Origin of the sequence: Polaromonas sp. UBA4122 (assembly GCA_002381615.1) — a bacterium.
GTDB lineage: Bacteria > Pseudomonadota > Gammaproteobacteria > Burkholderiales > Burkholderiaceae_C > Polaromonas.
Window position 1 is genome coordinate 8341 of sequence record DFWY01000035.1, and the last position, 17388, is coordinate 25728.

Annotated in this window: 16 protein-coding genes; 2 read left to right on the forward strand and 14 right to left on the reverse strand. The window is 59.3% G+C overall.

Going from position 1 to position 17388, the window contains the following annotated elements; genetic code table 11:
• Positions 1-201 precede the first annotated feature (201 nt).
• The 9 genes from B3F77_RS05280 to B3F77_RS05320 form a co-directional block, all read right to left on the reverse strand.
• A complete protein-coding gene (locus B3F77_RS05280) occupies positions 202-918 on the reverse strand; it encodes an ATP-binding protein (RefSeq protein WP_293603951.1) in 717 nt (238 codons plus the stop codon).
• Positions 911-1903 (reverse strand): helix-turn-helix domain-containing protein, encoded by a 993-nt coding sequence (locus B3F77_RS05285; protein WP_293603952.1) that lies wholly within the window; start codon positions 1901-1903, stop codon positions 911-913. Before B3F77_RS05285 ends, B3F77_RS05280 begins: the two co-directional genes overlap by 8 nt.
• Positions 1900-3186 carry a restriction endonuclease subunit S gene (locus B3F77_RS05290; protein WP_293603953.1) on the reverse strand — a complete coding sequence of 429 codons (1287 nt, stop codon included), beginning with the start codon at positions 3184-3186 and terminating at the stop codon, positions 1900-1902. The genes B3F77_RS05285 and B3F77_RS05290 overlap by 4 nt, the downstream gene beginning before the upstream one ends.
• Positions 3183-4742 carry a type I restriction-modification system subunit M gene (locus tag B3F77_RS05295; RefSeq protein ID WP_293603954.1) on the reverse strand — a complete coding sequence of 520 codons (1560 nt, stop codon included), beginning with the start codon at positions 4740-4742 and terminating at the stop codon, positions 3183-3185. Before B3F77_RS05295 ends, B3F77_RS05290 begins: the two co-directional genes overlap by 4 nt.
• A gap of 45 nt (positions 4743-4787) precedes the next feature.
• A complete protein-coding gene (locus tag B3F77_RS05300; RefSeq protein ID WP_293603955.1) occupies positions 4788-6014 on the reverse strand; it encodes a Fic family protein in 1227 nt (408 codons plus the stop codon).
• A gap of 160 nt (positions 6015-6174) precedes the next feature.
• The gene (locus B3F77_RS05305) at positions 6175-6879 is read right to left on the reverse strand and encodes a glutathione S-transferase N-terminal domain-containing protein (protein WP_293603956.1); all 705 of its coding nucleotides are present in this window, start codon (positions 6877-6879) and stop codon (positions 6175-6177) included.
• Positions 6880-6984: 105 nt separating this feature from the next.
• On the reverse strand, positions 6985-8667 hold the full coding sequence (locus B3F77_RS05310; protein WP_293603957.1) for an ATP-binding protein: 1683 nt from the start codon (positions 8665-8667) through the stop codon (positions 6985-6987).
• Between the two features lies 1 nt (position 8668).
• Positions 8669-9880 (reverse strand): DUF4297 family anti-phage-associated protein, encoded by a 1212-nt coding sequence (locus B3F77_RS05315; protein ID WP_293603958.1) that lies wholly within the window; start codon positions 9878-9880, stop codon positions 8669-8671.
• Between the two features lie 81 nt (positions 9881-9961).
• Positions 9962-11779, reverse strand: a complete 1818-nt coding sequence (locus tag B3F77_RS05320; protein WP_293603959.1) for a DEAD/DEAH box helicase — start codon at positions 11777-11779, stop codon at positions 9962-9964.
• Positions 11780-12135: 356 nt separating this feature from the next.
• Here B3F77_RS05320 and B3F77_RS05325 point away from each other — a divergent pair, with 356 nt between their 5' ends.
• On the forward strand, positions 12136-12315 hold the full coding sequence (locus tag B3F77_RS05325; protein WP_293603960.1) for a CsbD family protein: 180 nt from the start codon (positions 12136-12138) through the stop codon (positions 12313-12315).
• Between the two features lie 159 nt (positions 12316-12474).
• Here B3F77_RS05325 and B3F77_RS05330 read toward each other — a convergent pair whose 3' ends face one another.
• Positions 12475-13710, reverse strand: coding sequence for an MFS transporter (locus B3F77_RS05330; protein ID WP_293603961.1), 1236 nt, complete (start codon positions 13708-13710; stop codon positions 12475-12477).
• A 137-nt stretch (positions 13711-13847) separates the two neighbouring features.
• Complete coding sequence (locus B3F77_RS05335; protein WP_293603962.1) at positions 13848-14483, reverse strand: class I SAM-dependent methyltransferase; 636 nt, start codon at positions 14481-14483, stop codon at positions 13848-13850.
• Positions 14484-14623: 140 nt separating this feature from the next.
• On the opposite strand from B3F77_RS05335, the gene B3F77_RS05340 reads away from it, so the two are divergent.
• Complete coding sequence (locus B3F77_RS05340; RefSeq protein ID WP_293603981.1) at positions 14624-15250, forward strand: flavin reductase family protein; 627 nt, start codon at positions 14624-14626, stop codon at positions 15248-15250.
• 42 nt (positions 15251-15292) lie between these two features.
• On the opposite strand, the gene B3F77_RS05345 is transcribed toward B3F77_RS05340, so the two are convergent.
• From B3F77_RS05345 to B3F77_RS05355, 3 genes are read right to left on the reverse strand one after another with little or no spacing between them, the layout of a single operon-like run.
• Positions 15293-15769, reverse strand: coding sequence for an FKBP-type peptidyl-prolyl cis-trans isomerase (locus B3F77_RS05345; protein WP_293603963.1), 477 nt, complete (start codon positions 15767-15769; stop codon positions 15293-15295).
• 53 nt (positions 15770-15822) lie between these two features.
• On the reverse strand, positions 15823-16491 hold the full coding sequence (locus B3F77_RS05350; protein ID WP_293603964.1) for an SPOR domain-containing protein: 669 nt from the start codon (positions 16489-16491) through the stop codon (positions 15823-15825).
• A complete protein-coding gene (locus tag B3F77_RS05355; RefSeq protein ID WP_293603965.1) occupies positions 16485-17357 on the reverse strand; it encodes a biotin--[acetyl-CoA-carboxylase] ligase in 873 nt (290 codons plus the stop codon). Before B3F77_RS05355 ends, B3F77_RS05350 begins: the two co-directional genes overlap by 7 nt.
• Positions 17358-17388 lie beyond the last annotated feature (31 nt).

The following is a 17388-nucleotide window of genomic DNA, read 5'->3' on the forward strand; positions in this document are numbered from 1 at the left end:
GCCGCGCTTCGCTCGCAATGACAGTCAGAGGGTTGGCGGTTCATGGAAAGCTTCCGGCAGCGTGGAAACGTCCAGATCGCCGGAACTGGCGGCAGATGTGAATGAACGGACTTCCTGCGATATCTCTTTTTATCCAAGAAAAAATGTTTAAAATCAACAACTTAAGAAAAATAATCCACATCGAACCGGATAAATCCTTGGCTAACTTTGGCCTTCTTTAGCCACTTTATCCAAGCCCGCGGGCAGCAATCGCCACACCGCCGTTGGCCCGCGTTTGCCGTCTGGGGTGATGAGCAAGCTGCGTGACATTTCTGCCAGCAGGTTTTTCACCTTGTTCCTTTTCTGCTCGGCGTCCAAAATCTCTGGCAGTTTGCTTAATAACACCCGCTCCAGATCGGCCCGCTTGCACGGCTCCATGCGCAAGCGTTTGAGCACCCACATCAAATAAAAGTCTTTCTCAAAGCCTTTGTCCAGGATGTATTGAGCCTGATCGCCCATCACCTTGGCCATCTGTGCCGATACATGGAGATTTGTCACCCGGCCCTCAATAAGTTTGCGCGCACGCAAGGCCTTGGCCTCAGCAGTGCTGATGGGCAGGCGCTTTTGCACTTTGTCCAGTAAAAAAACGTCCATCAATGACAGTTCGGGATGTTGCACCAGCACCTGCGCGTAGCGTTCATCGACGATGCGCCCGGTAATGCGTACCTCCACCCGCCGCTGCTCTGGCTCAATCAGGTAATCCGGCAGCGGAAACAAGCGCTTGCGCTGCTCAACAAACATGCGCCGAATACCACTACCCACCGTGTCAATCAGCTTCAAAGCCACCATCGCCTGGGTTAGACAAGGATTGCGATACTGCTCAGGCGAGCGGTCCTGCGCCAGCAGGCTCTCCACCTTACCGGGTAGGAAACTACCCATATTGCTGAACGCCAGTTGGTCTGGTTTCTGAACCACATTGACCCGTCCGTTTACCGCATAGTCTTGGTGCGCAATGGCGTTGTGCAAAGCTTCGCGGATCACCCAAGGGTCGTACCTGGGGCACCTCGGTGGGAAACAGCGTGCCCGGCCGCAGGTAGCGCACGGTCAGGTTTTGTATGCGAGCAAACAGCGCATCGGGCACCAGCAGCAGCAGCAGGCCATAGTGGTGGTAATCCAGCATCGTGCCATCGGCATCCTTGAGCACCCACGACACCTGGGGCGGTAGTGGCAGGTACTGCGCCGCCTCGTCTTTGCCGAATAGCAGCAGCGCGGCACGGGTCAGTTGCCCACTCCGGCTGAGCTTGAGCTTGGACAGCAACGTGGGTACATCCCAGTCCGTCACCTCGTCCGCCAGGTGCGGATGCTTCTCGGCAAAGCGCAGGCGGCCCTCGGCCAGCGCGGTGGGGTCCAGGTCGGCCACGCTGGCCGGGCTCACCAATTCGGCCGACCAATCGCCCCGGGTGTTGAGCCGCGCCCACAACCGCGCTTCTTTGTCGGCGTGGCTGGCGAGTTTGACCTTGGCGCTGTGGATACGGATGTACTCCACCTCATGGAAGCTCACCGGCTGCGCCACCGCCGCCGGCACGCGCAGTAACACCACGGGCAGGCCTTGGTAGTCAAAAGCCTCAAAACGAAAATCCAGCTTGGGGCGCAGGTACTGGTGCAGCCAGAGGTCGAGAATCTGGCTCTTGTGCTTGGTGGTGGCCGGTTTGAATGTGGTGCCCACCACCCGGCGCGTACCGTCCTCAAGGCCCCACACCTGGTAGCCGCAGGGCTCGCCATCCAGCGCGGCGGCATTGGCCAGCGCGGAGATGTATTCGCCAATGGTGTGCGGGTCGTCGTTGTGCTTGAACTCCAGCCACTCGTGTTCATCCGTTTGAGCCAGCAAGCGGTCGAGCAGCAGGGTCAGATCACCAGAGTTCATGCGGTTTCGGCCTGTGGTTCCGGCAGCGCGGACACGTCCAGCTCGCCGGAGATGAGTTTGGGGAGCAGGAAATCGCGGGTGGTGCGGAGGTTGGCGTTCTTGTCTGCAAGGATTTCACGCTGTCGGAAGATATCACCGGCAATCTTTCCAAACTTGCGTAGCGTCCCGTGGTCTGGTAATAAAACTGCGAACTGCGACATCATTTCCCTTGTCAACGCCTCGCGAGTAGAGCCGGTCTGCGCATAGGCTAGCAGTTGGCGCTTCATCTCCACCGAGTTGATTGCACACAGTAAGTAACTTGGTTCCATCCTTACTGAGTCTGCTCGAATGAGCATGACGTGCTGATTGACTCGGGCGGGCAAATGGCGTCGTGCCACCATGCAGCACCGTGCAACAGAAGCGCCGGTAATATTTAAGAGGACATCATCAGGCTCGACCGCCACGCCTTGCAACTGCGCCGCCTGATCGTCATCAAGAAAAGCCAAGCCTTTATCGACGAAGTTGTAGTCAAAGATGTTCTGGCTCCGAATGAGCGTGACCCCGGAATCAAAGTAGGCTGACTTGCCACCGCGCGGCGTAGCGCCGCTACCGATCTTGGTCGTGATGCTGCCAAGAGTCGCTCGGCACCATCCGGCGGGCAGCCCCCCAGTCATAGCTGATCCCTCATGGCCGGGAAAACGGAAGCGGACAAACCACTCTTCGTAGAGGCGCCGGGCCATCTCCTCCAGAATCGCGATGCGCCGAGTGTTGTTTTCGATCAGGTCGTCGTAGGCGGAGAGGATGGAGGCGATGCGGCGCTGCATTGGTAGCGGTGGAAGCCGGAACTCAAAGCTCTTGATCTGAGCTCCACTGATGTGTGGCACGCTGGTGCCAGTAACGATTGGCTTGATGTAGTCCGTGAACATTGAGCTACCAATCAGGTGGCGCAAATAGTCCGTTAAAAGTCCGTTTTCACCACGCAGTCTGCTTACTCGCTGGACAAGAAGCGAGGCTGGGTCGTGTTCGCAAATGCACGCCTGCTTGAGCCCAGCTTCGATCCACGGGCGATCCATTGCAAGAACCACGTCGCCGGGTTTAAGCCAGTACTTATCCAACCCATCAACTTGATTTTTGGGCCATCGCTTCGCCTTGTTCCAGTCGATGAAGCCCTGATGCACGTTCTCTCCCTTGACGAGAGGAATGTCATCAGACGCCGTGCTGAAACCTGCACTCTTGAATGGAAAGCCGCTTAACAAATCAACATAGTCAGCCAGTTTCACTTTCGGCCATTCAATGGGGCTCATATGACGCGCTCAAGCATTGAAGCAACATTGACGGCAATCTGAGCCTGTAAGTCGCTGGCTTCTATGTTGAGTAGTTCAAGCCCTTCATTCAACTCTTCCAGCCGCTCCACAAAATCAAACTCATCCGCCGCCCTTGCCCCCACGCCGACATAGCGCCCCGGATTCAGACTCCAGCCCTGCGCCTCAATCTCGGCCCGCGAAGCCGCCTTGCACAGCCCCGCCACATCGGCATACACGCCGCCCGGAAAGCGATCAATCAGCAGCGCCTGACTGCCCGCGTCGAACTCCGGCGCTTCTCCGCGATGCAGCCGCACCACGTTGGCCAGCAACTCCAGTTGTTCGGGCGTGAACTCGCGCGTCGAGCGAGTGACCTGTTTGAAGAAGGGCCGCGCATCCAGAAACAGCACTTGGTCCTTGCGCGGGCTGGTCTTGGGCAACTTGGCTTTGGCCTTGTCAAAAAACCACAACGTGCAGGGCAGCGCGACGGTGTAGAAAAAGTTGGAGCCAATGCTGACGATCACGTCCACGCTGCCGCTCTGGATCAGCTTTTTGCGGATTTCCATCTCGCTGCCCCGGGCGTCGCCCGCCGAGTTGGCCATCACGAAACCGGCGCGCCCGGTGTCGTTCAAGGCCGAGTGAAAGAGCTGAATCCACAGGTAGTTGGCGTTGTCGGTGCTGGGCAGGCCGAGCGGGAAGCGGGCGTCGTCCTTGATGCGGTCTTTGTCCACGCCCGAGACATTGAACGGCGGATTCGCCATCACAAAATCGAACTTGCCCAGCACCTTGTGCGGGTCTTCGTAGTAGGTGTTGGCCTCGCGAATGTCGCCCGACAGGCCATGCACCGCCAGGTTCATCTTGGCGAGCTTGACGGTGTCGCTGGATTTTTCGGTGCCGAACACGGTCAGCTCGGTGGTGGCGTTGCGTTTGTGGCGCTGCACAAAAGCGGCCGACTGCACAAACATGCCGCCCGAGCCGCAAGCCAAGTCGCCAATGCGGCCGTGGTAGGGCTGCAAGATTTCCACAATCAGTTTGACGATGCTGGTGGGGGTGAAGAACACGCCGCCCTTTTGCCCCTCTTTCAGCGCAAAGTTGCCGAGGAAGTATTCATAGACCTTGCCGAAGGCGTCGCCATCCAGATCGACCGCCGCTAACAGGCGCAGCAGTTCGACCAGCGTGGCGTTGGGCAGCAGGTTGTAGCCGCGCGGCAGCACGCCCTGCAACTCGGGGTTGTGCTGCTCCACCAGCGCCATGGCGGTGCCAATCGCCTTGCCCAGGTTGGCGCTTTCGGTCAGGGTGACCAGATACGAAATGCGGGCCTCCAGCGGCAAGTAGAGCACGCCCTCGGCGTGGTAGTCCATGGCCTCGCGCTCGTCCGCCGGGATGCCCTTGGCGGCCAGCGCGGCCTCAACCTGGGTGAAGCGCTTGTCGGCATGGCGCAAAAAGATCAGGCCCAGCACGGGCGTGGAAAATTCGGAAGGTTTGAGGCCGGTGTTGGCCCAGAGTTGGTCAGCGGTAGCCCAAAGGCGGTTTTCGACTGCGACGAGATCAGATGCCATGGAGTCCCTGTGTGTATTTGGGGGTAATGGTAGCGGCTGGGAACATCAACTCGCCCGCGGCCGGCTCCAGCCCTCCACGTTGACCGCATACCGGGTGGCCTTGCCGATACCTTCAACCCTGAGCAAGCCTTTGCTCAGCAGGTCTGCGAGATCACGTGTGGCTGTCGCTTTGGACGCGCCCGCTATCTTGCTGTACTTCTCGGCGCTCATGCCGCCCAAAAAACCGCCCCCCAATTCACTGCTCCCGGCTTCCAGCAAACGGTTCAACACTTTGGTCTGACGTTCATTGATCGAGCAGCTGGAAGCACGCAGCCTGAACGCGGCCTTGTCCACGGCCTGCTTCACCACCGCCTGGGACTGGATGCAGCCGTTGGTGAAAGCCTGCACAAACCATTGCACCCAGGGCGTCACATCCAGAGAGTCCGCCGGCGTGCCAGATTGCGCCTGGCTCAAGGCGTCGTAATACGCGACTCTGGACGCCAGCAGTTGCCGCGACATGCCAAACATTCGGGCGGGAGAGCCCAAATCCTGCGCCAGTGCCATGTCCACAATGGCGCGCCCAAGTCGACCATTGCCGTCTTCAAACGGGTGAATGGATTCAAACCACAGGTGAGCGATCGCCGCGCGGGCAATGCCGTTGATGCCGGGTGTAGCGACGCGCGGCGGCGTTCCATTGACCTGCGTGTGTGCGGGCCGCGTGGCCTCAAACCACGCAAGGAACTGCTGCATCTCAACCGCCACCCGGCTTGAGGGTGGCGCGGTGTAATGCACCACCTCGTGCCCCAAACGTCCGCTGACGATCTGCATCGGGTCGGTGTGGTCGCGCAAGCGTCCAACAGCAATGCGACGCAGGCCCGAGGTGCCCCCCGGAAACAGGGCAGACTGCCAGCGGCACAAGCGGTCACTGTCCAGCACCGCCTGGTAGCCGTTTGTGGCGTCTTGCATGACCTGCACCAGGCCGTCCACATGGCGGTCATGCGTGGGTGCGTCGGCCAAACCCAGCCTGTGCGCCACGGAAGACCGCACCGCCGCCAGATCGAGTTTTTCGCCTTCAATCGCCGCCGTGGCCATCGCTTCTTGCACCCATAGCTCGCGGGCGATCTCCTGCGAGTCGGACAAGCCAATGGCATCCAGCAGGCCCAGCAAGCGACCCTGCTGCAGGTGGGCCAAATTCAAGTCATTGGCCAGTGCCCCGGCTTCAAACACGAGCTTCGGCCAGCCGGGGTGTTGCCAGATGTAGGTTTTTTGAGCGGGGTAATCTTGGGTGGTCATGAGCCGCATTCTAGTCAATACGGCTCAATATGTGAGCCGTATTTTTGTTGAATCGGCTCACGCGACGTGGGCTGAAAGCCAAAACTTTATGCAAAATCAGGCTCTAGCCCGCGTCTCACCTGCGTGAGAAGCTACTAAATCGAGAGTAAATTACGGTCAATCAAGCCCGCTGCGGAATCCCAATCCCGCGCACCACAGCCGGCCGTGCCACAAACGCCGCCAGTGCTCGCGTGACATGCGGAAAATCGTTGATGCCCACCAGCTCACCCGCCTCGTAGAAGCCGATCAGGTTGCGCACCCAGGGAAAGGTGGCGATGTCGGCGATGGTGTAGGCATCGCCCATGATCCAGGTGCGGCTGGCGAGCCGCTGGTTCAGCACGCCCAGCAGGCGCTTGGCCTCCGCCACGTAGCGGTCACGCGGGCGTTTGTCCTCATAGTCTTTGCCAGCGAACTTGTGGAAGAAGCCCAACTGCCCAAACATCGGGCCAATGCCGCCCATCTGCCACATCAGCCACTGGATCGTCTCGTAGCGCTGCGCCGCATCCTGCGGGATGAATTGGCCGGTTTTCTCGGCCAAATAGATCAGAATCGCGCCGGACTCGAACAGCGCCAGCGGCTTGCCACCGGGCCCGTTGGGGTCGAGGATGGCCGGAATCTTGTTGTTGGGGTTGAGCGACAGAAATTCCGGCGACAGCTGGTCGTTGGTCTCGAAGCTGACCAGATGCGGCTCGTAGGGCAGGCCGGTCTCTTCCAGCATGATCGACACCTTGACGCCGTTGGGCGTGGGCAGCGAGTAGAGCTGCAGCCGCTCGGGATGCTGGGCGGGCCATTTGTGGGTGATGGGGAAGGTGGAGAGATCGGTCATGGGGGTTCCTTGGGATGGGAGCGGGCGGCAGCGCGATACTGCCCGCATCTGTACATCGACGCGGGCCTACCTGTAGTCCACCGTGCGTCAGCGAGAGCAGCACGACTACTTGTACCACTCCGCCTTGATCGCTGCTATCTCCATCTCCTTCCATTCTTCTTTCCACAATTCCCAGTAAGGTATGTCGTTCGAAGAAGGAGCATTCGAGCACGGATCAATTTGAACGATGGACGGCAGAATAATTGACTCTCCGACTAGCAAGGCTTCGCCTTGCCTAAACGAGGTCATCTTGTCGATCAACGAACCGAGCGAGTCCGGCAGCAGTTTCTTGACGTACCCCTGATCCACAGGATTCGTAAGCCGCATCGCGATGAAGTTATTGCACTGTGAGAATATCGTCTCCGAAATTTCGGACGGCCTCTGGCTGGCCAACAGCAAGGTGACCCCGTATTTCCGGCCTTCCTTCGCGATTCTCTCGATTGATATCTTCGAAGATCGATATTTTGAAAGCTCGCTGTTCGGGACGTACTTGTGTGCCTCTTCGTACACCAGGAGAATTGGGACGTCGTTATTGATCTTTTCATTCGGATCCTTCGCGCATCTCAGGCGCTTATAGAAGTATCCGTATTCGAAGACCAGCCGCGAGATAAGCGACACCGTGATACTCAAGACTTCGAACGGCACACCGCTCAGATCGATCACGGTCACGTTTGATTTGTTCAGGGATGAGTACCCGAGTAGGGTCTGAAGGGTCTCTTCGAATGTGATACTTTTCGATTTCTCGCCCAGAAAAAAGTCCAGCCTGCTGTCATTGACCTTGTTTTCCAAGCGGCTAACGAAATTGGTGAGCTTCCCATGAAGGCTGCCTTGGGTCATTTTCGGTTGTCCGGCTTTTTCTTTGTTGCTGGCGGCGTATACCTCGCCAGAGTCGATATATTCCGTATTCTTTTCAATCGCGTATTTGAGAACATTTCGAATATCGAACAGGCACGGAGAATCCAGGTGGATCTTCTGCTTGTCGCCCTCAGTTCCTTTGAAATTTGCCCGCCGATCCTGAACGATCGCTTCCTTGAATATGTTTCTTTGGTTGTGGTCGTTAGCTTCAGTATCCAGGAAGAACTCTTCCAGTTCTTCGCTGTTCAGCATCCAGTAGGGCAACGTCAAGTTGGAAATGTCGATGAAATTCGCATCTGGAAAAGCCGATTTGTATTCGGAGTGGATATCAAAAATGATTACATGTGAGTTGTTGAGCGAGAAATTCCCGTTTTTCTCAGCGACCGCGTTCTGAATGATTTTCGCTACCGTATGAGATTTGCCAGATCCAGTGGAACCAACGATGGCAATGTGTTTGTTGAAGAACTTGTTTCCGTTTATCGGAACCTTCACTTCTTTGTTGGAGGCGAGGGTTGAGAAGCAGAAACTCTCAGACGGTTTTATTGAGTCTTCATAAATCTTCTTGATATCGTCAATCGTGGCTGGTTGGACCTCCTTGGGGGGTATGGCAAGCGAATCGCCTCCTCGTTCGAACTTTCCGTCCCTGAGTATGCCCAGCGGGAAAGCCTCGATGACATAGTCCCTCTTCCCTTCGCTGACGGCGATTTGGAAATTCTCGATGATCGCGATTAGTACTGCATTTTCGTTGTCGGCGATCTTCAAATACGACCCGACCTTCAAGGACTCTTCCGCGATTTTAAAGTTTTCGAGATCATCTACGACGATCCTGACCTTATCAGGAAAGACCGCGATTACCTGCGCGTTGATGTTGTCAGTCGTAGTTTCGTTTTTCATATTAAATCACTCCCTTGATGTCAGACAATTGCTGTACTTGGATCTTGACGTGGCTTATTGACGGGTTCTCGTATGCGAAGTAGCTTTGCCCAAGGTGGAATTGGTAGATTTTTCTAGTCTTCACAATCGATTTCACGGTTTCCTCCAAATTACTTAACGAGTTCAGTATCTTGATTTTTATGCCATTGACGTGGGTCGCCTTCTGAGCGATTGAGTTGGCGCTGAAGTCCGCGTCCTTGTAGTCGTATCCATCTACAAACTTGAACCCCTCCTCTCTGAGTTCATTTTTCAGAGTAAGCAGTTCCCCTTCAGGAATGCCTTGGATGAACAGGTACGGACAGAACGAGTTTGGTTCGAGTTTTAAGGTTTTCGACCATTTCTTGGACAGGACGAAAACGAGTTCTTTCAATTCATCGCGGATATACGAAGCCGAATCTATTTCGACGAGGAAGAAACGCTCGAACGGCGAAATGTTGAGGGCTGTGAAATATTCTTTGCGAAGCGCAGCCAGGTGCATCTTTTTCCCTTTCTTCTGCACGAACCATTCGTTGAACAGAATGCTGGAAGTATTCACTCTTTGCAAGAACGCTTTCTTTGTGATCGTGCGGTCGGCGGGACTTGGCCGGATCGACAGTTCCCTTATGACGCGAAGTGCGTTGTTGTAGTAGAAAAATTCCGCGGAGAACGGCTTGCAATCGAACGTCACTTGCAGCTGCTTGATAACCTCCTGAAATTGCTTGTCGAACTCCAGCGCGTTTATGTCCACAGTCAGGAGCGCTAGGAATTCGGTCAGATCGCAATCGGTGAGGCCCAGCTCAACATGGCGGCAATGCTCTACCTTCTTGGTCGTGTACGTGAGGAAGTGCTTTTTTAGGAACTCGATGTCGATGCCGTCGATTAGTTTCTCTTGGCCGGAAGCGTAGTGTCCCCGAATTACATACGATACTTTCGGCTTGGTTCCGGCCTTGGCTTCCTTGAAGTGGGACAGCATGTATCTCATTGCCTCCTTGATGACCGAGTGGTTGTATTCCGTCTTGGCGTAATACTTGCACTGGACCGCCGTCACGTCGGATGCTGTTCGTAGGTCTATGTCCTCGACGCATTCGATCGAAATCGAATCGGTGTCGTTTGCCAAGCCCAACACACTCCGTATCGACATGTCGAATTGGTAGAAATATCCTCTTATCGTATCAACGGCACTTCGGTCAGTCATATCTTCTCCAAGGACAAATTTTGGCCATTTCTTGTCGGGACTCGCCAAAAAGCTGGCGCGATGCGACTGCGATTTCTCTTTTCATCCATGCAGCTTCTTGCCAAACTCCCCATCCCCACTCGCCGTAATCACCAGCCGATGCGTCGCCCGCGTCGCCCCCACATAAAACAACCTCGCCTCCTCCCGCTCATCCTCCCCTTGCGCAGGCATCTGCCCCACCCCCATCAGCGCCACCACCGGAAACTCCAGCCCCTTGCTGGCGTGCATGGTCAGCACCTTGATGGTGTCGTCATTGGGGTTGAAGCTGCCTGCGCCTTTGCGCACCTGATGCGGCAGCTGCCAGCGGCTCAGTGCTTGGGCGCATTCGTCCATCTCGTCGTAGCGTCGGCAAATAACGGCCATATCGCCCCACGCGTGGCCCTCTTGGTGGGCGGCGTTCAGCAGATCGGCAATCTTGGTCGCCTCGGCGCGCAGGTTGGGCAAGCGGATGATCAGCGGTGCCTCGCCATCGCGCCCGCAGCTGATGGGCTTGAGCAGCGGAATGCCGTCATCGTCTTTGTCGTCCGCTGTCAGCAGGTCCGCCGCAATCAGGCTGGCGGTTTGCAAAATCTGTTTGGTGTTGCGGTAGTTGATTTTCAGAATCGTGGTGCGGCCTTGCGCCTGCACGCCGACGCTTTTGAAGCTGAACTGTTTGCTGCGGCTGCGCTCATAAATGCTCTGCGCATCGTCATACAGCAGCAACAGGCTGTTGGTCGTCGGGTCCACCATTTGCGTGACGAGCTTGAGCCACTCGGGGGCAAAGTCGTGGCCTTCGTCAATGAGGATGGCCTGATACTGGCCCGACGGAATCTGCTTGCGGTCAACGCCGTGGATGACACGTTGCACAAGCTCTACAACGTACTGATCGCGCCCTATCTGTCCAGGCAGCGTTTGACCATACGTGACCAGTTGGTCTCGGCACCATTTGTGAAAATGCCGCGCATGCACCATGCTGGAAAGGCCCTTGGCCTCCATCACCGAGGCGAGCTTCACCGCCAGCGGCTCGTTGTAGCAAAGAATGAGGATGGGCTTGGACGCTGCCGTGTGCGCCTTGGCCAGGTACTCGGCGCGGTAGCCGAGGATCATGGTTTTGCCGGAACCGGCCACGCCGTGAATCACGCGGTGGCCGTCGCCCAAGGACCGCGCCAGTTGCTCCTGCTGCAGGTCCATCACGCGCATGATGCTGGGCAGTTCAGCCTCGCCATCGCTGTCGTCAAACAGTGCGCCCTGCGTTTGCACGCGCACTTCGGGGAACATGATCCAGCGCACGCGGTCGAGCTGCGGCAGCGACATGACGCCGCGCATCATGTAGGGGAACATGCCCCACAGGCGGCTTTGCAGGTCTTCGGCTTCCACTTTTTCCAGCATTTCGTCGCTGCAAACAACCTGATGCGGCTCAATGACCTGATCCAGCTGGCCTTCCGTGAATTGCTTGCGCGTGATGTTGGGAAACACGACGCCATAACTCCAGGGAAAGGCCAGCCCGCCTTGGTACTTGCCGTCGGCATGCACCAACTGCGGGTCGCGCTTGAGGGCGTCTACCACCGCATGCGCATGTTGCCGGGCTTGTTCAGCGGGGTTGGGCGGGGTCTTCAGCATGCCGTCAATAAAGACCTGCCAGCTTTGCTTGTCGGCGTGCTGAATGATTTTTGTGCTCCAGTCCTTCACCTCCAGAATCAGCAGGCCACGCCGGGGATGCATCACCACAAAGTCAGGGTGTAAATGCCTGGGGCCCACCGGCACGTCGTACCAGAGCAGGTAGTCGTCGTCGAGTTTTTGTTCAAGCCGTTCGGCCAGTCGCCGTTCGCCGGGTGTCATGCGCGAAACGCAGGTACCGATTGCAGGAATAAGAGTCGCCATCCGGGAATCACCAACCTCTCAACACATCTAATAACAGTTTGTGACAGGCATCATGCCGGTAAGCGGGTCATATAGCCAGCGCTGCGTTGCTGCAAAGGAACTCGGCGGCACGAATGATTACGGGGAAATATGTTCCCAAACACTTGTGTGACCTCGCTGAATCTGTCGAACCGGCGCGGGTTGTCATGGCCTTTGCGGGGTGCGCCGACAGACTCTGTGGGAGCTGGCCTACTTACCACTGAGCGGGCACCGGTATCGTGGTAATTGGTTAGCGCCTAACGACGAAACGCTGACCCGCGACTCGTCGCGCCAGGCTTGGCCTGGATTTATCAAGTCGAAATTTCAAGGAGTTGAAGATGAACAAGGATCAAGTCAAAGGCGCCACCAAGCAAACCGCTGGCAAAGTGCAGGAAGCTGCGGGAAAAATGGTCGGCAGCAAAGAGCAGCAGGTCAAGGGCCTTGGCAAGCAAATTTCGGGCGGTGCCCAGAAGTCCTATGGCGACGCCAAGGAAGCCGTCAAAGACGCGAACAAGTAAACCTTCGCGGCCGGGCCACCTGCGCAGCAGTGGCTTGGCCGGCGCTCTATATCAGCGCGGTACTTCGTCCACGGCGAAGTACCGCGGCTTTTTCAAGCATAAAAATACCGCTAGCCCAAATAGCGCGGGCGCAAGCAACTATTAAAACAATAGCCTGTTTCAGGCTTGGTGCGCCGGCCCCGGCAACAGGGTAAACGCCAGCGCCCCTGCCGCCAGCAGCGCGGCGATGCTGGCCAGCACAGCCGTGAACGGGTCTGTGCCATGGGCGATTGCCACTGAGGCCACGATGCCGGTCAGCCATTGCATGGCGGCCACGCCCATGAACATGGCCATGGTGAACACCGCCATGGCGCGGCCCGTGAGGGCGGCGGGGTAGGCCGCGCGTACATCGGCGTACTGCAGCACCAGGTAACCCGACAGCGCGCCAATCATGATGGGGTCGGCCACGTCGATAAGGGTGCTGTGCGTCAAGGCAAATGCGGCAAACAGGCCAGAGAACAGCAGCGTGAAGCCGACGATCCAGCGGCGGCGGTGGAGCGGGCCCGGGTCCAGCCGGCCAAACAGCGGCGGTCCGATCAGCGACGCCAGCGACATCACCAGCGCCACGTTGCCGCATTGCACCAGCGAGAAGCCGTGGCGCTGCATCAGCATGGGCCCGAGCCACAGGCCGCGCAGCGAAATGAAAGAGGCGTAGCCCACGCTGCCCAGCAGCACAATGCCCAGCGTATGCGGCAACAGGAGCAGCGCGCCAAATTTGCCGATGGCTTGGCGCAGGGTTTCCTTCTTGTGCGCCTGCCTCGCCTTCGTGACCGCCGCGGGCGGTGCAGGCTCGTGCACCAGCGCATAAATCAGCAGCCAGGCCAGCGCGGCCAACCCGCCCAGTACCCAATAGCCCATGCGCCAGGATGTGGCCTGTATCAGCCATGCCAGCGGCGTGCCGGTGAGCAGCATGCCGATGCCGCCCAGGCCCAGCGTAAGCCCGGAAATCGCGGCAAAGCGGTCGCTGGGCAGGTGCCGCGCGATAAACACGGTACACACCAGAAACGCCGGCGCGCAGCCAATGCCGATCAGCACTTGGCCGGCCACCAGCACGCCGAAACTGCTGGCCAGTGCCGACAGGGCCGAGCCGGCAATCGCAATGGGAAACGCCGCCAGCACCGTGCGCCGCACGCCATGCAGGTCAATGCCAATGCCCATGAACAATTGCATGGCGCCAAACGCGAAGTGAAAGGCGCCTGCGAACAGGCCCAGGTCTTGCGCGCTCAAGTGAAAGTCGGCCTGCAAGGGCGCGGCCATGATGGTGGCGACCGTGCGATAGGCCTGGCTGAGCGCAAACGCGCTCGTCAGCGCAAACAGCATGATCCAGACGGATGGCAGCGCCGGGCTGGTTTTCATGTATAAAAATGGCCTCTAACCCATGCAGGACTGGTGCTTACAGCTATAAAAAACATAGCGACGCGTCGCCCGGCCGCCAGCAGTGCGGCCAATGCGTTGGCGGGCGGCATCGATGGTCGGTATGGAGCACCGATGATTCATCGACGCCGTGCGACGAGACCGATCAGCGCTGAGCGGCCATGATGCCTGTCGCCTTCGGTCAGCTCTGCCTCGTATTCGCGCAGGTGGAGCAGCTCAAAATCGGCGAATGCCTCGCGCAACAACGCCTCGGTGTAGAGGTGCGAAACCTGCGGTGGTCCGCCGGTCTTGTAGTCGAGTTGCCTGGGCGTGTAGCCCTGCAGCATCAGGGTACCGCCGGGCTTGAGACAGCGCTTCATGTTCGAGAACAGGCGCTCGCGCATCGCCGGATCGGCGAACTGCACGAAGACTGCCGCGACGCCATCGTAGGTGTCCAGCGGCCACGGGTAGGCGTCGCAGTCGCTGACGGCAAAGTTCACTGACACGCCTTTTTCCGCGGCCAGCCTGCGCGCCTTGGCCACGCCGACGCTGGCGATGTCAAAAGCGTCGACCACCAGGCCCTGGCCAGCCAGCCAGACGCTGTTGCGGCCTTCGCCGTCGGCCACGCACAGCACGCGCTGGCCGGGCTGCCACACGCCAGCGTACTCGCGCAGCCAGGCGTTGGGCTCGGTGCCGAAAAGGTAGAGTTCGGCCTCGAAGCGCCGGTTCCAGGTGTCTGCCGCATCGGCAAAAGGGGCGGGGGATACAGAATTCATGGGTGTTTAAAAGTGATGGTGTCCAGACCTTCAGCGCGGTGCTGCAGTTTGCAGTGTCATCTTAATCCCGGCCGCAAGTGGGCGACACCCGTTGGGGCGGTTTCGGTTATCGTCAGCTCCACACCCAGTTCACCGCGGAGTTGCCCGTGCCCAATGCCATTCACTTTTACGAACCCCGTGACGGCCACCGCCTGCCGCACGATCCTTTCAATGCCATCGTCGGGCCGCGCCCGATCGGCTGGATTTCGTCGCGCAGTGCAGCGGGCGCGCTGAACCTGGCGCCCTACAGCTTTTTCAACGCCTTCAACTACACGCCGCCCATCGTCGGCTTTGCCAGCGTTGGCCACAAAGACACGGTGCACAACATCGAGCAGACCGGCGAGTTTGCCTGGAACCTGGTGACGCGCCCGCTGGCTGAGGCCATGAACCAGACCAGCGCCGCGGTGCCGCCCGAGGTCAGTGAATTCGCTCTGGCGGGCCTGACGCCGGTGGCTTCGCGCCTGATTGCGGTGCCGCGCGTGCTTGAGAGCCCGGTCTCGTTTGAGTGCCGCTGCACGCAGATCGTGCAGCTTCAGGCTGCCAGCGGCGACAAGCTGCCTACCTGGCTGGTGCTCGGCGAGGTGGTGGCGGTGCATATCGACCAGGCTTTGCTGAAAGACGGCGTGTACGACACCGCCGCCGCCGGACATGTGCTGCGCGGCGGCGGCGCGGCGGATTATTTCACCATCGGGCCGGAGCAGTTGTTCCGCATGCGCCGCCCCGCCTGAGGTCGCTCGGGCTGCGTTGTTCCAGCCTGCCGCGCCAATACCTCAGTGCTGGTGCCCGTGCTCGCCATGCACATGTTTGTGCGCCATCTCTTCTTCAGAAGCGGCGCGCACATCGATGACTTTCAAGGTAAAGCGCAGGGCCTTGCCGGCCAGCGGATGGTTGCCGTCCAGCAGGACGATGTCGCCCTTGATTTTCGAGACGTTGAACACCTGCTCGCGGCCGTCGCTGCCGCGGCCTTCGAGCTGCCCGCCCACCTTTACACCGGGCGGAAACTGGCTGCGTGGAATGGTGCGCATCAGGCTCTCGTCGCGCAGGCCGAAGGCGTCTTCGGCCTGCAATGCGAGCACGGTCTGGAAGCCGGGCTCCTGGCCCTCCAGCGCTTCCTCGATCTTAGGTAGCGTGTTGCCGTAGCCGCCATGCAGGTAGACCATGGGGTCGCTGCTTTCCTCAATAAACTTGCCTTGGGCATCGGATACCTTGAAGCGCAAGGTGACGGCGGTGTTTTTTTCGATTTTCATGGTTCGCTATGTTTTGTTATCTCTGAGTGGCGGTACTGGCGTGCAACGCCCCATTAACGGCAGGTCTGCAGCGTCTTGCCTTCAAGCTGCGGCTTGAGCGCTTCCAGCCGGGCCCGCAGCGAGGCATCGACCGCAGGCAGCTTGAGCCACAGGCCGCTCTCTTCGGGCCGCTCCAGCACCACCTTGGCGGTGCGCACGCCGCGTTGGACGGCTTTGGCCAGCTCGCGCTCGGCGTCGGCTTGCGCGCTGAAGTGGCCGAGTGAAAGGCCGGGGCCCAGCGCCGGGTTGACCAGCGGCTCGACCGACAGGCCCAGCTGGCGCAGCTCGCCGCGTTTTTTGGCCAGGGCTTCTTCGTTGGTGTATTGGCCCATGTAGACAATCCAGCGACCCGGCTCCACGCTGCTTTCAAGCGACCAGCTACCGGCGGGCAGGCTGCTTTGCAGGCGGGTTCGCAGTGCGCCGGCCTGTTGCTCGGTGAAGAGGCCGGCCTGCAGGCACTCGGCGGCGGCGGGCGTCACTGCGGCGGAAGGCGGGCTGCCTGCAAGTTGCCGTGCTTCGCTCGCGCTCAGCAGGCGCATGGCCTCGGGCCGGATCTGCTGCGCCAGGCGCTGCGGCTCTGACTGGATGGCAGGGGCAAAACCGTAGTCGGCCAGCAGGCCGTGCGTCCAGGCAAAGTAGCCCGCATTGCTCAGCAGCAGCGCAAGCACCAGCACTCTCAGCATGGAGGCGCGTCTTTCAGGCGGTTCGCAGCGCTAGCCGTTGAAACAGGCCGCACGCTGACTTCGGAGCTGGTGATTTCTTTCATGCCAGCCGCAGTATGCACCAGCAGGGCGCCGTTTTCGCCGACGCCGTGCGCCGTGCCCTGGGTGCCGTCCGACAGCTGCACGGCCCGACCCGACAGCCTGTCGCGCGCGGCAAAACGGGCCTGAAACGGCGCAAAGCCGAAGTGTTCAAAGGCCTGCACCGCCTGCACCAGCGGCGGCAACACGCGCAGCAGCGTCTCGGCCGCGTCGATACGCGGGTGCAGCTCCTGCAGGCAGCCCGGTGGGAGGGTGGCCATGGCAGGTGCCGCTTCAGAAGGCGGGGGAAGCTGAAGCCCCCGGATGTTGATGCCCACACCGATCACCACATAGCGAAGGCCTTCCCAGTTGGCCGTTTCCACCAGGATGCCGGCCAGCTTGCGCTCACCTTGCGGACCAGAAAGCCACAGGTCGTTGGGCCATTTCAGGCCAATCCGGGTGTTGCCGGTATTTTCGGGGTCAAGGCTCTCCGCCAGGCTGATGCCGACCACCAGCGACAGGCCCGACCAGTCGGCCGGCTGCAAAGGCAGGCCCAGTGAAAATGTCAGGCTGTCGCCGCGCCGGCTGTGCCAGCTGCGGCCCAGCCGCCCGCGCCCGGCGCTTTGCTGCTCGGCCACCAGCAGCACCGGCTCGGGCCGGGGCGGCGTGCTGGCGTTGCCCCTGAAGCGCCGCATCAGCTCGGTGTTGCTCGAATCGATCTCGGGCAGTATCTCGACCGTGAAACCCGGCAAGGCGGGTGCCAAGGCCTCCCAAATAGCCTCGGCAGGCCAGCGAATGGGGGCGGTCAATAAAGAGATCACAAGCGTTCACAAGGGGACC

What these genes read in the sequence shown, in the direction of transcription:
- B3F77_RS05280 (WP_293603951.1), bottom strand. Translation starts at nt 918, where the DNA reads ATGGGTAGTTTCCTACCCGGTAAGGTGGAGAGCCTGCTGGCGCAGGAC.
- B3F77_RS05285 (WP_293603952.1), bottom strand. Translation starts at nt 1,903, where the DNA reads ATGAACTCTGGTGATCTGACCCTGCTGCTCGACCGCTTGCTGGCTCAA.
- B3F77_RS05290 (WP_293603953.1), bottom strand. Translation starts at nt 3,186, where the DNA reads ATGAGCCCCATTGAATGGCCGAAAGTGAAACTGGCTGACTATGTTGAT.
- B3F77_RS05295 (WP_293603954.1), bottom strand. Translation starts at nt 4,742, where the DNA reads ATGGCATCTGATCTCGTCGCAGTCGAAAACCGCCTTTGGGCTACCGCT.
- B3F77_RS05300 (WP_293603955.1), bottom strand. Translation starts at nt 6,014, where the DNA reads ATGACCACCCAAGATTACCCCGCTCAAAAAACCTACATCTGGCAACAC.
- B3F77_RS05305 (WP_293603956.1), bottom strand. Translation starts at nt 6,879, where the DNA reads ATGACCGATCTCTCCACCTTCCCCATCACCCACAAATGGCCCGCCCAG.
- B3F77_RS05310 (WP_293603957.1), bottom strand. Translation starts at nt 8,667, where the DNA reads ATGAAAAACGAAACTACGACTGACAACATCAACGCGCAGGTAATCGCG.
- B3F77_RS05315 (WP_293603958.1), bottom strand. Translation starts at nt 9,880, where the DNA reads ATGACTGACCGAAGTGCCGTTGATACGATAAGAGGATATTTCTACCAA.
- B3F77_RS05320 (WP_293603959.1), bottom strand. Translation starts at nt 11,779, where the DNA reads ATGGCGACTCTTATTCCTGCAATCGGTACCTGCGTTTCGCGCATGACA.
- B3F77_RS05325 (WP_293603960.1), top strand. Translation starts at nt 12,136, where the DNA reads ATGAACAAGGATCAAGTCAAAGGCGCCACCAAGCAAACCGCTGGCAAA.
- B3F77_RS05330 (WP_293603961.1), bottom strand. Translation starts at nt 13,710, where the DNA reads ATGAAAACCAGCCCGGCGCTGCCATCCGTCTGGATCATGCTGTTTGCG.
- B3F77_RS05335 (WP_293603962.1), bottom strand. Translation starts at nt 14,483, where the DNA reads ATGAATTCTGTATCCCCCGCCCCTTTTGCCGATGCGGCAGACACCTGG.
- B3F77_RS05345 (WP_293603963.1), bottom strand. Translation starts at nt 15,769, where the DNA reads ATGAAAATCGAAAAAAACACCGCCGTCACCTTGCGCTTCAAGGTATCC.
- B3F77_RS05350 (WP_293603964.1), bottom strand. Translation starts at nt 16,491, where the DNA reads ATGCTGAGAGTGCTGGTGCTTGCGCTGCTGCTGAGCAATGCGGGCTAC.